The following is a 16,078-nucleotide window of genomic DNA, read 5'->3' as shown; positions in this document are numbered from 1 at the left end:
CCATGACCTCGTCCCGACAGGACCGCATCGCGGCACTGCCCGCCCACCTGCGGGAGGTGCTGCGCGCGCGGATGGCGGGAACGGCCGGGACCGCGCCGGAGATCCCGGCCGCCGCCGACCGTTCCCGCCCGATCCCGCTTTCGTCCGCCCAGCGGCGGTTGTGGTTCCTCAGCAGGCTGCGGCCGGACGACCCCGAGTACAACAGCGCGTTCGCCCTGCGCCTGACCGGCACGCTCGACCGCGCCGCCCTGGCCGCCGCGCTGCGCCTGCTGGTCGCTCGCCACGAGCCGTTGCGCACCACCTTCGAGGAGATCGACGGTGAGGGCTTCCAGAACGTGCGTCCGCCCTGCGACGTCGCGCTCCCCGTCGTGGACGTCGCCCGCGACGACCTGGAGGACGTCCTGCGCGCCGAGTACACCCGGCCGTTCGACCTGAGCCGCGGGCCACTGCTGCGCGCGGTACTGGCGCGCGTCACCGAAACCGAGCACGTGCTGCTGGTCTGCGTGCACCACATCGCCACCGACGGCGCGTCGATGGGGGTGCTGACCGAGGAACTCGGCCTGCTGTACCGCGACGGCGAACGCGCGTCGCTGCCCGCTCAGCCGGTGCAGTACGCGGACTTCGCCGTATGGCAACGGAATCGGCCACTCCGGGGTGCGGGTCTCGACTACTGGAAGGCGCACCTCGCCGACGTCGCCCAGCTGGAACTGCCCACCGACAGGCCCCGTCCGCCCGTCCGTGGCACCGACGGCGCGACACGGGAATTCACCGTGCCCGCAGAGGTCGCCGGGCGCCTCTCGGAACTGGCGCGCTGTTCGGAAACGACGCTGTTCACGGTGTTGCTCGCCGCGTGCCAGGCGCTGTTCGCCCGCTACACCGGGCAGGAGGACATCGCGCTCGGCACCGTCGTGCAAGGCCGCGAACGGCCGGAACTCGAACGCGTCGTCGGGTTCTTCGTCAACACCGTCGTGCTGCGCTCGGCCGTCGACCGGTCCGTGTTCTTCACCGAGCACCTCACTCGCACCCGTCAGACCGTTCTCGACGCCTTCGCTCACGACGACGTTCCGTTCGACGCCGTCGTCGACGCCGTGCAGGCGGGGCGCGACGCCGGTCGCAACCCGCTGTTCGACGTCATGGTGCTGCTGCATTCCGCTTCCGGCGGCGGGCCCGAGTTCCCAGGGCTGACCGTGGAACCGGCGGACGTGGCGCGCGACGCGGCGAACTTCGACCTCTCGGTGGAGTTCGAGGAATCCGGCGGTGAGCTCGCCGGGCTCGTCGAGTACAGCACCGAACTGTTCGACGCCGCCACGGTCGACGGCTTGATCGGCCACCTGCTGCGGCTGCTGGCCGGGATCGCGGCCGAGCCCGGCCGCCGGATCGCCGACCTGCCGTTGACCGACCGCGACGAAGAGCGCCGCCTGCTGTTCTGGGGGAGCAACGGGCTGGAGGTGCCGACCACGACGACCATCGTCGACCTCCTGGACCACCAGGCGAAGACGCGGCCCGGCGAGACCGCGCTCGTCTGCGGCGACACCCGCCTGACCTTCGCCGAACTCGCCACTCGCACCGACCGCGTCGCCGCCGAGCTGGCCGCCCGCGGCGCCGGCCCGGATCAGGTCGTCGCGGTACTGCTGCCGCGCTCGGCCGACGCGATCGTCGCGCTGTTCGCCGTGCTCAAAGCGGGAGCCGTGCACCTGTCCCTCGATCCGGGGCTGCCGCCCGACCGGATCCGGACCCTGCTGGACGACACCCGGCCGGTGGTCGTCCTCGACGACTCCTTCGAGAGCACCACCGACGGTCCTCGACCGGCGTCGCCACGACCTTCGGACGCCGCCTACGTCATCCACACCTCGGGCTCGACCGGCACGCCGAAGGGCGTCGTCGTCGGCCACGCGGCCCTGGTCAACCTGCTCGCCAACCACCGCACCGTGTTCGGCCGCGACAGGATGCGCGTCGCGCTGACCGCGACCCTGTCTTTCGACACCTCCTGGGAAGGGCCGCTGCTGCTGGCGGACGGCCACGAACTGCACGTCATCACCGAGGAGACCCGGCTCGACCCGGACGCGCTGACCCGCTACGTCCGGGACGAGCGCGTCGACTTCCTCGACGTCACGCCGTCGTACCTGCGGCAGCTGCTGCCCGCCGGACTACTCGAAGGGGAGCACCGGCCGAGGTTCCTGATGGTCGGCGGCGAAGCCCTCGACCGCGACCTCTGGCGTGAACTGGCCGCGTCCGGATCGGAGGTCCACAACTACTACGGGCCCACAGAGTCCACAGTGGACGCCACCCGCGCGCCGGTGACAGGCGACCGGCCCGTGATCGGCAGGCCACTCGGGAACGTGACCGCCTACGTCCTCGACGAGTGGTCACGGCTCGTGCCCGCCGGGGTCCCCGGCGAACTGTGTCTCGCCGGTGCCCAGCTCGCCCGCGGTTACCTCGGCAGGCCGGGGCTGACCGCCGACCGCTTCACCGCCGACCCGTTCGGCCCGCCCGGCGCCCGGCTCTACCGCACGGGCGACCGTGTCCGCTGGACCGCCGATGGGCAGCTGGAACACCTCGGCCGCCTCGACGAGCAGATCAAGGTCCGCGGTTTCCGGATCGAGCCCGGCGAGGTCGAGGCGGTCCTGCGTGTCCAGCCGTCGGTCACGGACGCCGCCGTGGACGCGCGGGGCGGCAAGCTGGTCGCCTACGTCGTCGGCGACGCCGACCCCGCCCGGCTGCGGACCGCCTTGAACCGTGTCCTGCCAGGCCATCTGGTCCCGTCGGTGTTCGTCGGCCTGGACAGGCTGCCGCTGACCAGGCACGGGAAGCTGGACCGGCGGGCTCTGCCCGATCCCGAACACAGCGCCGCGAGGCCGTACGTCGCGCCCCGGAACGACCGTGAGCGGCTGGTGACCGGCATCTGGTCCGAAGTCCTCGGCGTCGAACGCGTCGGTGTCGACGACGACTTCTTCGAGCTCGGCGGCGACTCTCTCCTCGGCATCCGGGTCCTCGCGCGGCTTCGGGACGCGCTCGGCGCCGAGGTGCCCGCCCGGCTCGTCTTCACCGCGCCCACTCCCGCCCTGCTCGCCCTGCGGCTGCCCGACGTCACCGGGCCGCGGGCGGCGATCCCGCTGCTGTCCCGTGACGGCGGCCGGTTCGTGGCCCCGCTCTCCTTCGCCCAGCAGCGATTGTGGTTCCTCGACGAATTCGAACCGGGCAGCACCGAGTACGTGTCACCGACGGCCTTGCGGCTGCGCGGTGAGCTGGACACGGGCGCGCTGAACCGCGCGCTGACCGCACTGGTGGCCCGGCACGAGTCCTTGCGGACGACCTTCGCGACCGTCGACGGCCGCGGCGTCCAGGTGATCCATCCGCCGTACGCCGTGGACGTTCCCGTCACCGACGGGGACCTGGACACCGCGCTCGCTGCCGCGACCGGCCCCGTCGACCTGCACACGGGACCGTCGCTGCGGGTCGCGCTGACCCGGCTCGCGCCCGATCAGCACGTGCTCACCCTGGTGCTGCACCACATCGTCACCGACGGCTGGTCCTCCGGCGTGCTGCTGGCCGAGCTGGCCACGTGCTACAGCGCGTTCGTCCACGACGAGGAGCCGGTTCTTCCTGCACTGCCGGCGCAGTACGCGGACTACGCCGTCTGGCAGCGGGAACGTCTGCGGGGCACCGATTTCGACGCTCAGCTCAGCTACTGGCGCAACCGGCTCGACGGCGTGCCCGCGCTCGACCTGCCCGCCGACCGGCCCCGTCCGGCCGTGCGGACGAAGAACGGGGCCGTGCACGAGTTCAGCGTGCCCGCCGGGACCACGGCCCGGCTCAGGGAACTGTCCCGGCATCAGGGCGGCACCCTGTTCATGACACTGCTCGCCGCGAGCAAGCTGCTGTTCGCCCGCTGGTCGGGGCAGGACGACATCGCCGTCGGCACGGTCGTCTCCGGCCGCGAGCGCACCGATCTCGAAGGCCTGATCGGGTTCTTCGTCAACACCCTCGTCCTCCGATCCACAGTGGACTTGAAGCTCGGGTTCGACGTCTTCCTGGACGACGTGCGCGACACCGTCCTGGACGCGTTCGCCCATCAGGACGTGCCTTTCGACCGGGTCGTCGACGACCTGCAGCCCGAACGGGACACCAGCCGGACGCCGCTGTGCCAGGTGCTGGTGGTCCTGCACAACACCCCGGACACCCGCCCGTCGATGGCGGGCCTGGACGTCGAAGAGCTGGCACCGCCCGTCGTGACCGCCGGTTTCGATCTCACGCTCCACTTCCAGGAGACCGCCGGGCGGCTCGACGCGCTCGTCAACTACAACACCGATCTGTTCGACGACGGCACGATCGAGCGGCTGACCGGCTGGCTCCGCCGGATGCTCGACGGCATCGCGACGGCCCCGGAACTGCCGCTCGGCAGGCAGCCCTGGATCAGCCCGGCCGAACGTGACCGGGTGCTGCTGGACTGGAACGGCAAGGCGGACGCGGAGCCGTCGCCGGTGCTGCACGAACTCTTCGCCGCCCGCGCGGCGCGCACTCCGGACGCCGTCGCGGTGACGAGCGGGAGCACCGAGCTGACCTATGACGAACTGGACAGGCGCGCCAACCGCCTCGCCCACCGGCTGATCGAGGAGGGCGCGGGACCGGAGCGGCTGGTGGCGTTGCGGTTGCCGCGTTCGGCCGATCTCGTCGTCGCGGTCCTCGCGGTCCTGAAGACGGGCGCCGCGTATCTGCCGATCGACCCGGCCTATCCGGCGGCGCGGATCGAGGCGACGCTGGCGGACGCGCGGCCGGTGTACGTCGTCGACTCGATCGAGGCCGACGGGCGGCCGGACACCGCTCCGCAAGTGCGGGTGGAACCGGAGAACACCGCATACGTCATCTACACCTCGGGTTCGACCGGTGCGCCCAAGGGAGTGCTGGTCCCGCACGCCAACGTGACCCGCCTGTTCTCTTCGACCGGCCACTGGTTCGGTTTCGACGAGAACGACGTCTGGACGCTCTTCCACTCCTACGCCTTCGACTTCTCGGTCTGGGAACTGTGGGGCGCGCTGCTGCACGGCGGCAGGCTCGTGGTCGTCCCGCAGGACGCGGTCCGCGAACCGGAGGACTTCCTGGCGCTGCTCGCCGAGCATCGGGTGACGGTGCTCAACCAGACGCCGTCGGCGTTCTACCGGTTGAGCACGCTGTCTTCGCCGGAGCTCAACCTGCGGTACGTGATCTTCGGCGGCGAGGCACTGGATCCCGCGCGGCTGGCGGAGTGGTACCGGCGGCATCCGGACGGGCCGCGGCTGGTGAACATGTACGGCATCACCGAGACCACGGTGCACGTCACGCACCGGGCGCTGGAGCCGGACGGCACGGCCACCGTCGGGGTGCCGATCCCGGACCTGCGGACCTACGTGCTCGACGCCGAACTCGCTCCCGTGCCGCCCGGTGTGACCGGTGAGCTGTACGTCGCCGGCGCCGGTCTGGCCCGCGGCTACCTCAACCGCCCTGGCCTGACCGCGTCACGTTTCGTCGCGGATCCCTTCGGCGGGCCCGGCACGCGGATGTACCGCACCGGAGACCTGCTGCGGTGGACCGGCGACGGCGAGCTGGACTACCGGGGCCGCGCCGACCACCAGGTCAAGATCCGCGGCTTCCGCATCGAACCAGGCGAGATCGAAGCGGCGCTGATCGCCCATCCCGACGTCGAGACGGCGGCCGTCGTCGCCCGCGGCACCGGGGACGCCCGGCGGCTCGTCGCATACCTGACCGGTGCGGTGCCGGGGACGTCGGCGCTGCGGGAGTTCCTCGGCCGTTCCCTGCCGGCGCACATGGTGCCCGCGGTGTTCGTCCCGCTGGAGCGGTTGCCGCTCAACGCCAACGGGAAGCTCGACACCCGTGCGCTGCCGGAGCCGGGTGCGCGGACGGAGAACCGTTACGTGGCCCCGCGTACCGGCGTCGAGACCGTGCTGGCCGCGGTCTGGTCGGAGGTACTCGGGGTCGACAGGGTCGGCGTCGAGGACAACTTCTTCGGGCTCGGCGGCGACTCGATCCTCAGCATCCAGGTCGTCGCGGCGGCCCGGCAGGCGGGGCTGACGCTGTCGTCCAAGGACCTCTTCCGCAACCAGACGATCGCCGAACTCGCGCTTGTTGCCTCGCCGGAAGCCCCTGCCGCGCACGTCGAGGCGGAAGACCTGGGACCGGCTCCGCTCGGCCCGATCCAGTCCTGGCTGTTCGAACGGCTGGAAGAGCCGTGGCGGCTGACCATGTCCGTGCACGTCGTGCTGTCCTCAGTGGACGTACCGAAGCTGATCTCCGCCTTGAACCGTGTCGCCGAAAGGCACGACGCGCTGCGCATGCGGTTCTCCCGTGGGGACGGGCGCTGGAACCAGGAGTCCGCCCCGGTCGATGCGGACGGCGTCCTCAGGCACGTCGATCTGTCCGATGTGGACTCCGCAGAGGACGTGGCGACGGCCATGCGCGCGGAGGCGGTGCGGGCGCAGACCTCGCTCGACGTCATCACCGGGCCGCTGTGGCGCGCGGTGGTGTTCACCTTCCGTGACCGGGCGCCGCAGCTGTTCCTCACCGCCCACCACCTCGTCATGGACGGGGTCTCGTGGCGGATCCTGCTGTCCGACCTCGAACGTGCCTACCGGGGCGAGACCCTGGCACCGGTGCGGACATCGTTCACGTACTGGGCGCGTTCGCTCGCCGAAAACGTGAAAATGGGACGACTCGACAAGGAAATCGGGTACTGGGAAGCTTCGCTTCGCGGAGCTCGGACGGACATTCCGGTTGACCGCCTGGGCCGCAACACCGCGAAGTCGGAGCGCGGTGTCTCGGTGTCACTTGGCCGGGCCGAGACCACCGCGCTCCTCCGCGACGTGCCCGACGCGTACCGCACCGAGGTCAACGACGTCCTGGTGAGCGCCCTCGGCCGGGCGCTGGCCGCCTGGACGGGCCTGCCGCGGGTCGTGATCGCCATGGAGGGACACGGCCGAGAGGAAATCGCCGGGCCCTTCGATCTTTCGCGCACGATCGGCTGGTTCACCGCGCAATACCCGCTCTCGCTCGCTGTTCCCGAAGGCGACTGGGGTGACGTGCTCAAAGCCGTCAAGGAACAACTGCGCGCGGTTCCGGCCAAAGGCGCGGGCTTCGAAGCTTTGCGCTATTTGAGCGCCGAAGAAACGCCGGGTTCCGCTTTACGCGAGACCCCCGAACCGCGGATTTCCTTCAATTACCACGGCCGCTGGGACATGGGGAGCCCCGCCGAAGGATGGATCCGGGGCAGAGGCGAAGCCCTCGGCCACGACAGCGACCCGGAAAGCGTCCGTCCGTATCTGCTCGACGTCATCGGTGTCGTCGAAAGCGGCGAATTGCATCTCACCTGGCAGTATTCCGACGAGGTGCACGAAGAAGCCACTGTGCGCGCGCTCGCCGAAGCCACCCTCGACGCCCTGCGCGGGATCATCGCCCATTGTGCCGAGAGCGGTGGACGCACACCGTCGGACTTCCCGCTGGCCCGGCTCGCGCAGGCGGACGTCGACCGCTTCGCCGGTGACGGCCGGGACGTCGAGGACATCTATCCGCTCACGCCGTTGCAGACGGGCATGCTGTTCCACAGCCTGGTCGACACCGGTTCCACCGCCTACTTCGACCAGTTCCGGCTCCGGCTCGCCGGGGTGAGCCGTCCGGAGGCGCTCGCCGAGGCCTGGCAGCGCGTGGTCGACCGCACGCCGATCCTGCGCAGCAGCACCGTTTGGGAAGGTATCGAGAAGCCGGTCCAGCGGGTCCATCGCGAGGTCCGGGTCCCGGTCCGGCAGCACGACTGGCGCTCGCTCACGCCGGACGAGCAGGACCGGGAACTGAAGAAGCTGCTGGCGGACGACGTGGCGGCGGGGATGGACCTGGCCGCGCCGCCGCTGATGCGCCTGGCGATCGCCAGGATCGCCGACGACGAAGTGCAGCTTGTCTGGACCTCGCATCACGTCCTGCTCGACGGCTGGAGCACGGCGCAGGTCTTCGGTGAGGTGTGCGAGCAGTACGCGGCGATCGTGGAGGGCCGCGCCGCGCGGCTGGTCCCGCGTCGTCCGTTCCGCGACTACCTGGCATGGCTCGCCGGACAGGACCACGCCGAGGCGGAGGACCATTGGCGCGCGGTGCTGGACGGGTTCACCACCCCGACGCCGTTGCCCTTCGACCGGCGGCCGCAGGAAGCGCACCGCGCCGAATCCGCGGACGCGGTCCTGGTCGAACTGGCACCCGAGGAGTCCGCGCGGCTGCACGAGACCGCGAAGTCCGCCGCGCTCACGGTCAACACCATCGTGCAAGGCGCCTGGGCGCTACTGCTCGCGCGGTACAGCGGGGAAACCGACATCCTGTTCGGCACGACCGTGTCGGGCAGGCCGGAGGGCATGCCTGGTGTCGAGTCGATGATCGGCATGTTCATCAACACGGTCCCGGCACGCGTGGAGGTCCGAGGCGAGGACTCCGCTCTCGACTGGCTGCGGGAAACGCAGACGGCACAGGCCGACGCGCGCCGGTACGACTTCCTCGCCCTCTCGCGGCTGCAGGCGTTCACGGACGTTCCCGCCGGAACTGCCCTGTTCGACAGTGTGGTGGTGTTCGAGAACTACCCGATCGAGGACAGCGGGCAGGCCGACGTGCGCGTGCTGGACGTCGAATCGCTGGACACGACGAACTTCCCGCTGAACCTCACCGCCTACCTGCACGACAAACTCGGGCTGGAGCTGTCGTACGACCCGCGGTTGTTCGACGCGGCCACGGTCCGCCGCCTCGCGGATCAGCTCGCCGGGTTCATCCGTGCCATCGTCGCGGACCCGCGATGCCGGCTCGACGCGCTGTCCCCGCTGTCGTCGTCCGAACGGCGCGAACTGGCGGCCTTGGGCAGCGGTCCGCAGATCGACGTGCCGTCCGGCACGGTGCTGGACGTCTTCGAGGCGACAGTCGCCCGTGTGCCGCACGAGACCGCCCTGGTCTTCCGCGACACGGCCTTGGACTTCGCCGAGGTCGACGCCCGCGCCACGCGGCTGGCGGGCGAACTGGCCGCCCGTGGGGCCGGCCCGGAGACGGTGGTGGCCGTCGCCCTGCCCCGCTCGGCCGAAGCCGTGATCGCTATCCTGGCGATCTTCAAGGCGGGTGCGGTGTACCTGCCGATCGATCCCGGCCTGCCGGAGGAACGGAAACGGTTCCTGCTGGAGGACGCGAGGCCGGTGGTGGTGCTGGGTGAGCCGGAAGCCGTTGCCTCGACCTCCGTCGTGACCAGGGCGAGCGTCGACACCGCGGCGTACGTCATCTACACCTCCGGTTCGACGGGGACGCCGAAGGGCGTCGTCATCGAGCACCGCGGCCTGATGAACATGCTCGCCGCGCATCGCCGCGTCTTCCTCACCGAGGAGCGCCGACGGGTGGCTCTCACCGCGTCGCTGTCGTTCGACACTTCCTGGGAAGCGCTCCTGGCCCTGATCGACGGCCACGAGCTGCACGTGCTGGACGACGACACCCGGCTCGATCCCCGTGCCGCCGTCGGCTACGTCCGCGACCACCGGATCGACCTGCTCGACCTGACGCCGACGTATCTCCAGCAGCTTCTCGAAGCCGGCCTGTTGACCGGGGACCACCGGCCCGGCACGGTGCTCGTCGGCGGCGAGGCGACCGGTGAACGACTGTGGCGTGAGCTGGTGGCGTCCGGTGTCACCTCGCACAACTATTACGGGCCCACCGAAGTGACGGTCGATTCCGTCCACGCACCGGTGGCGGGGGACCGGCCGCTGATCGGCCGTCCGCTGGCCAACCTGCGCGCCTACGTCCTCGACGCGACCGGGACACCGGTTCCGGCCGGGATACCGGGAGAGCTGTTCCTCGCCGGCGTCCAGCTCGCCCGTGGTTACCTCGGGCGTGCGGGGCTGACCGCGGACCGGTTCGTCGCCGACCCGTTCGGCCCGCCGGGCGCCCGCATGTACCGCACCGGCGACCGGGTCCGCTGGACCGCCGACGGACGGCTCGACTATCTCGGCCGCGTCGACGACCAGGTCAAGATCCGCGGTTTCCGGGTCGAGCCCGGCGAGGTGGAAGCCGTGCTCCGCCGGCACGCGGCGGTGACCGACACGACGGTCGTCGCACGCGAAGGACGTCTCGTCGCCTACGTCGTCGGTGACCCGCGAGGACTGCGGGACTGGCTGCGGGATCGCCTGCCGGATCACCTCGTCCCTTCGGCGGTCGTCGCGCTCGACGCTCTTCCCCTGACCCGCAACGGAAAGATCGACAAGCGAGCGCTTCCGGCGCCGGGCCGTGACACCACCGCCGAGTACGTCGCGCCGCGGACCGACGTCGAACGCCGTCTCGCCGTCATCTGGGCGGAAGTCCTCAAAATCGACCGGGTCAGCGTGACGGACAGCTTCTTCGAACTCGGCGGGGACTCGATCCTGAGCATGCGGATCACCTCCCGCGTGCGCGCCGAACTGGGCGTCGACATCTCGCCGCGCGCGTTGTTCACCGCACCGACCCTCGACAGGTTCGCCGCGGCTCTGCCGGACCAGCGGGCCGACACCCCGCCGATTCCGGCCGTGGCCCGCGACGGGGCCCTGCCGCTGTCGTTCTCCCAGCAGCGGCTGTGGTTCCTGGACGAGTTCGAGCCGGGTGGCAGCGAGTACCTGTCGCCCACCGCGTTGCTGCTGCGCGGTGAGGTCGACGTCGTCGCCCTGAACCGGTCGCTGGACTTCCTGGTGGCCCGCCACGAGTCGCTGCGCACCACGTTCGACGCGATCGACGGCCGCGGCGTCCAGCACGTGCACGAGCCCTATCGCGTCGACCTCCCCATCGAGGAATTCGACGAGGACAGGATGGCGCGGGAAGCGTCGCGAGCGTTCGACCTGCGAACCGGACCGCTCTTGCGGGCACGGCTGTTCCGGCGGACGTCCGAGGACCATGTCCTGCTGCTGGTGCTGCACCACATCGTCACCGACGGCTGGTCCTCGGGCGTGCTGGCCGCCGAACTCGACGAGACGTACGCCGCGTTCGTCCGGGGCGAGGAACCGTCGCTCTCCGAGCTTCCCGTGCAGTACGCGGACTTCGCGGCCTGGCAGCGCGACCTCCTCGACGGCCCTGAGCTCGCCGGGCAGCTGGACCACTGGCGGGACCGTCTCGCCGACTTGGAGCCCCTCGAGCTGCCGACGGATCGGTCCCGGCCGGCGGTGCGCATGACGGAGGGGGAGTGGATCGGATTCGACCTCCCCGCCGACGTCGTCACGAAACTCCGTGAGCTGGCCAACGCCCAGCAGGGAACTCTGTTCATGACGCTGGTGGCCGCTTGCCAGGTACTGCTTGCCGGGTGGACAGGCCAGGAAGACGTCGCCGTCGGCACCGTGACCGCCGGGCGGGAGCGCGCCGAACTGCAACGCCTCGTCGGGTTCTTCGTGAACACCCTCACTCTGAGGTCCACTGTGGACACCAGGTGGTCCTTCCGGGAATTCCTGGCTCAGGTGCGGACCGTGGTGCTCGACGCGTTCGCGCATCAGGACGTTCCGTTCGAGCGGGTGGTGGACGCCGTGCAACCGGTCCGCGACCCGAGCCGGACACCGCTGTTCCAGGCCATGGTCGTCCTGCAGAACACCGGCGACCGGCCCGGTTCCGGCACGCTCGTCGCGGGTGAGGTCGCGCTGCCCGCCGTGTCGGCCCCCTTCGACCTCCTCGTGCAGTTCGAGCAGGACGGCGACGTGGTGCACGGGGCGATCAACTACAGCGCCGGGCTGTTCGACGCCGCGACCATCGAACGGTTGATCGCGCGGCTGCGGGCACTCCTGACCACGCTCGTCACCGAACCGGACCGCCCGATGGCCGCCCTGCCGTCGCTGCCCCGGAGCGAACTCGACCGGCTGCGGGCCTGGAACGACACCGCACGCGACATTCCGGCGGCGTCTCTGGCCGAACTCTTCGAAGCGCAGGCCCGGCGGACACCCACCGCGATCGCGCTGGTGTCCGACACCGGCTCGCTGGCCTTCGCGGACCTGAACGCGCGCGCGAACAGGCTGGCGCGCTTGCTCGCGGAGCGGGGTGCCGGCCCCGAGCGGATCGTCGCCGTCCGCCTGCCGCGTTCGGTGGCGCTCGTGGTCACCGAACTGGCCGTGGCCAAGACCGGTGCCGCTTTCCTGCCGGTGGACCCCGGCTATCCCGCCGAGCGCGTCGACTTCATGCTGCGTGACGCCGACCCCGTCCTGGTGGTGGACGGCGAACTCGACGCGGACGGGTACGACGACACCGACCTGAATGTGCCGGTCGACCCGGCACAGCCCGCGTATGTGATCTACACGTCCGGCTCGACCGGGCGGCCCAAGGGCGTCGTCGTCACCCATGCCGGGCTCGCGTCGTTCTCCGCCGCCGAGATCGAGCACTGCGAGGTGCGGCCAGGAGATCGTGTGCTGGCCTTCAGCTCGCCCAGCTTCGACGCCTCGATCCTGGAGCTGTGCCTGTCCCTGCCCGCCGGGGCCGCGCTCGTCGTGCCGCCGGAGGGACCGCTGCTCGGCACCCATCTCGCCGACGTCCTGCGACGGCGGCGGGTCACCCACGCGCTGATCCCGCCGATCGCGCTGGCCACCGTGCCCGAGGTGGATCTCCCGGACTTCCGCACCGTGATCGTCGGCGGGGACTCGTGTCCGGCGGCGCTGGTGGACCGATGGGCGCCCGGCAGGCGGATGATCAACGCCTACGGGCCCACGGAGTCCACCGTCGTCACCTCGTGGAGCGAGCCGCTGACGCCGGGCGGCCAGCCGCCGATCGGCACACCGATCCCGAACACCGAGGTCCACGTCCTGGACACCGCACTGCGGCCGGTACCGATCGGGACGACCGGCGAGCTGTTCGTCTCCGGTGCCGGACTGGCCCGCGGCTATCTGGACCGGCCGGGCCTGACCGCCGACAGGTTCGTGGCGAACCCCTTCGGCGGCCGGGGAAACCGGATGTACCGGACCGGCGACCTGGTCCGCTGGACCACCTCGGGCGCGCTGGAATTCGTGGGGCGTGTGGACGAGCAGGTCAAGGTCCGCGGCTTCCGGGTGGAACTCGGCGAGATCGAGACGGCGCTGCGACGCCATCCGGAGGTACGGGAGGCCGTCGTGGTTGCCCGCGAGATCGGGGGTCACAAGCGTCTCGTCGCCTACGTCGTCGGCGAGACGGCGGATCTGCGGGCCTTCCTCGGCGAGACGCTGCCGGACTACCTTGTGCCGTCGATCTTCGTGCCGGTGGACTCGATCCCGATCACGGCCAACGGCAAGGTGGACCGCGCGGCGCTCCCGGCTCCGGACCCGAGCTTGGCGCAGGGCGCGGACTACGTGGAGCCGCGCACCGAAACGGAAGGGGCGCTGGCGAGCCTCTGGGCCGACGTCCTCGGCCTGGACCGTGTCGGGGCCACGGACAACTTCTTCGACCTCGGCGGTGACTCGATCCTGAGCATCCAGGTCGTCCACCGCGCCCGGCAGGCCGGGCTGGCGATGCGGTCGAAGGATCTGTTCACCCACCAGACGGTCGCCGAGCTGGCGACGGTGGTGAAACCGGTGGACACGGCGGCCGCGGATCGCGAGATCGTCGTCGGCGACGTTCCGCTGACGCCGATCCAGCAGTGGTTCCTGGCCTCCGAACCGGCGAATCCGGCGCACTTCAACCAATCGGTGCTCGTCGAACTCGGCGCACCGGTGGAGGAGGAGTCGCTGCGCCTCGCGCTCGACGCCGTCATCGCCCAGCACGACGCGTTGCGCCTGCGCTTCGAGCGGACCGAGGCCGGGTGGACGCAATACAACGAACCGCCCGAGCCGCGGCCGGTGCTGAAGACGGTGCCCGCCGCCGAGCTGGAGGCCGAGGCCGAGTACGCGCAGGCGGATTTCGATCTCGCGCGGCCGCCACATCTGCGCGCCGTGCTGACGGAACCGGACGGCGCGGAGAATCCCCGGCTGCTGCTCGCCGCGCATCACCTGGTCGTCGACGCCGTGTCGTGGGGCATCCTGCTCGAAGACCTCGAACGCGCGTACCGGCAGATAGAGGCAGGGGAGAAGTCCGACCTCGGTACCAAGACGACGTCGTTCCGCGAGTGGGCGCACCGGCTGCGCGAGTTCGTCCGAGCCGGCGGACTGGACGGTGAACACGGCCATTGGGCGCGTGAGTTGCCCGGTCGTACTCTCCCGCGCGACCGGACCGGCGCGCCGCCCGCGCCACCGGAATCGGTGACCGTCGAGGTCGGCGAGCGGGACACCGACGCCCTGCTGCACCTGGCACCAGGGGCCTACCGGACCCGGATCAACGACGTCCTGCTGGCCGCGCTGGCCAGGGCGCTCACTCGCTGGACGGGGGAGCGAGCCGTCGCCCTCGACCTGGAGGGCCACGGGCGCGAAGAGATCCTCGACGACGTCGACCTTTCCCGCACCGTCGGCTGGTTCACCACCTTGTTCCCCGTCGGGCTCACCGTCGATGACTCGACCGGGTGGCGGGGGCTCGTCAAGGCGACCCGGAAGCAGCTGCGTTCGGTGCCCGGCAACGGTTTCGGTTACGGTGCCCTACGGTACTTCCGGTTCCCGGAGCTCGGTGACACCGCGCCGGAAGTCGCGTTCAACTACCTGGGGCAGGGTGATCACGGGAGTGAGGGGAGCGGGTTCTACCGGCGGGCCCACGCGCCCCTCGGGCGCGAACAGGATCCCGAGAACCGCCCGCCGCATGTGCTGGAGGTGGTCGGCGGTGTCCGGGACGGCCGCCTCGAGTTCTCCTGGTACTACCAGCCTCACCTGAACACACGGGACACAGTGGCGGCCGTCGCCGCGGACTTCGCCGATGCCTTGCGCGCCATCGCGTCCGACTGCCGGGGTGACGAGACGTGACCGGCCTGCGGACCAATCGCGACTACCGTCTCCTGTGGACCGGACAGGTCGTTTCCGAGGCCGGGTTCAGCACCACGATGATCGCCTTTCCCCTGGTGGTACTGGCGATCACCGGCTCCGGCGTCCAATCGGGACTCGTCGTCGGCGCGGTCGCGATCGCCCAGCTGGTCGCCGGTCTGCCGGCGGGCGCGCTGGCGGACCGCTGGCCCCGCAAGCGGATCATGCTCGGTTGCGAGGCCGTGCAGGCGTTCGCGGCCGCTGTGCTCGTCCTCGCGCTGTGGTGGGACGTGGCCGGAGTCGGCCTCCTGGTCGTCGTCGCCGTGGTGATGGGGGTGTGCCGTGCCTTGTTCGAACCGGCGGAGGAGGCGAGCCTGCCGCTCCTGGTCCCGGCAGGCCAAGTAGCGTCGGCGGTCTCACTGAACGCCGCGAGAACCAGCGCCGGGCAGTTGTCGGGCACCGCGCTCGGCGGGTTCCTGTTCGCCCTCGGCCGGTTCGTGCCGTTCGTTCTCGACGTCGTGACACACCTTTTCGCCTTCGCGTCGCTACTGTTCGTCCGGCTGCCCGCCCGGTCCGTCACCGTCCGGCCACCCGCGCATCTGGGCCGGGAAATCGCGGAAGGCCTGCGGTGGGTGTGGCGGCAACCGCGACTGCGGATCACGACGTTCTGCGTGGTCAGCCTCAACCTGTTCTTCTCGGCCTACTACCTGGTGATCATCGTGCTGGCCGACGGTCGCGGCATGCCTTCCGGGGAGATCGGCGTCATGGCGGCGATGCTCGGTGGCGGCGGGGTGCTCGGTGCCCTGGCCGCACCGGTCCTGTACCGCAAGATCAGCCCGTACCTGTTGATCACCGGCGTGTTCTGGGCGTTGACGGTCTTGGCGCCGCTCGCGATCTTCGTGCGCAGCGGCTACGTCATGGGGCTGTTGTTCGCGGCGATCGCCTTCCTGCCGCCCGCGGCCAACACCGTCATCGGCACCTATCAGCTGCTGAACACACCTGACGAGTTACGCGGTCGTCTCGGCGGAGTGCTGGGCGTGACCGGTGGACTGGCCGCCGCGCTCGGTCCCGCGCTGGGCGGCTGGCTGGTCGAGGTCCTGCCCGGCTCCGCCGCGGTGCTCGCGTGCGCGGGCGCCATCGCCGTCGTCACCGTCGCCACCACACTCAACCGCACCCTGCGCGGGCTTCCTGCCACGTCTGAACCACTCGAAGCGGAAACCACCGGAAAATAA

Annotated in this window: 2 protein-coding genes; both read left to right on the top strand. The window is 70.8% G+C overall.

Features of this window, described 5'->3' with window-relative positions; all coding sequences use genetic code 11:
- The first annotated feature begins 2 nt into the window (after nucleotides 1–2).
- A complete protein-coding gene (locus AMYAL_RS0135520; protein ID WP_020636059.1) occupies nucleotides 3–14,849 on the top strand; it encodes a non-ribosomal peptide synthase/polyketide synthase in 14,847 nt (4,948 codons plus the stop codon).
- Nucleotides 14,846–16,078, top strand: coding sequence for an MFS transporter (locus AMYAL_RS0135515; protein ID WP_020636058.1), 1,233 nt, complete (start codon nucleotides 14,846–14,848; stop codon nucleotides 16,076–16,078). Before AMYAL_RS0135520 ends, AMYAL_RS0135515 begins: the two co-directional genes overlap by 4 nt.

Origin of the sequence: Amycolatopsis alba DSM 44262 (assembly GCF_000384215.1) — a bacterium.
Classification (GTDB): Bacteria; Actinomycetota; Actinomycetes; order Mycobacteriales; family Pseudonocardiaceae; genus Amycolatopsis; species Amycolatopsis alba.
The sequence above is the reverse complement of the archived record's forward strand: the minus strand, read 5'-3'. Positions and strand labels throughout refer to the sequence as shown.

What these genes read in the sequence shown, in the direction of transcription:
- AMYAL_RS0135520 (WP_020636059.1), top strand. Translation starts at nt 3, where the DNA reads ATGACCTCGTCCCGACAGGACCGCATCGCGGCACTGCCCGCCCACCTG.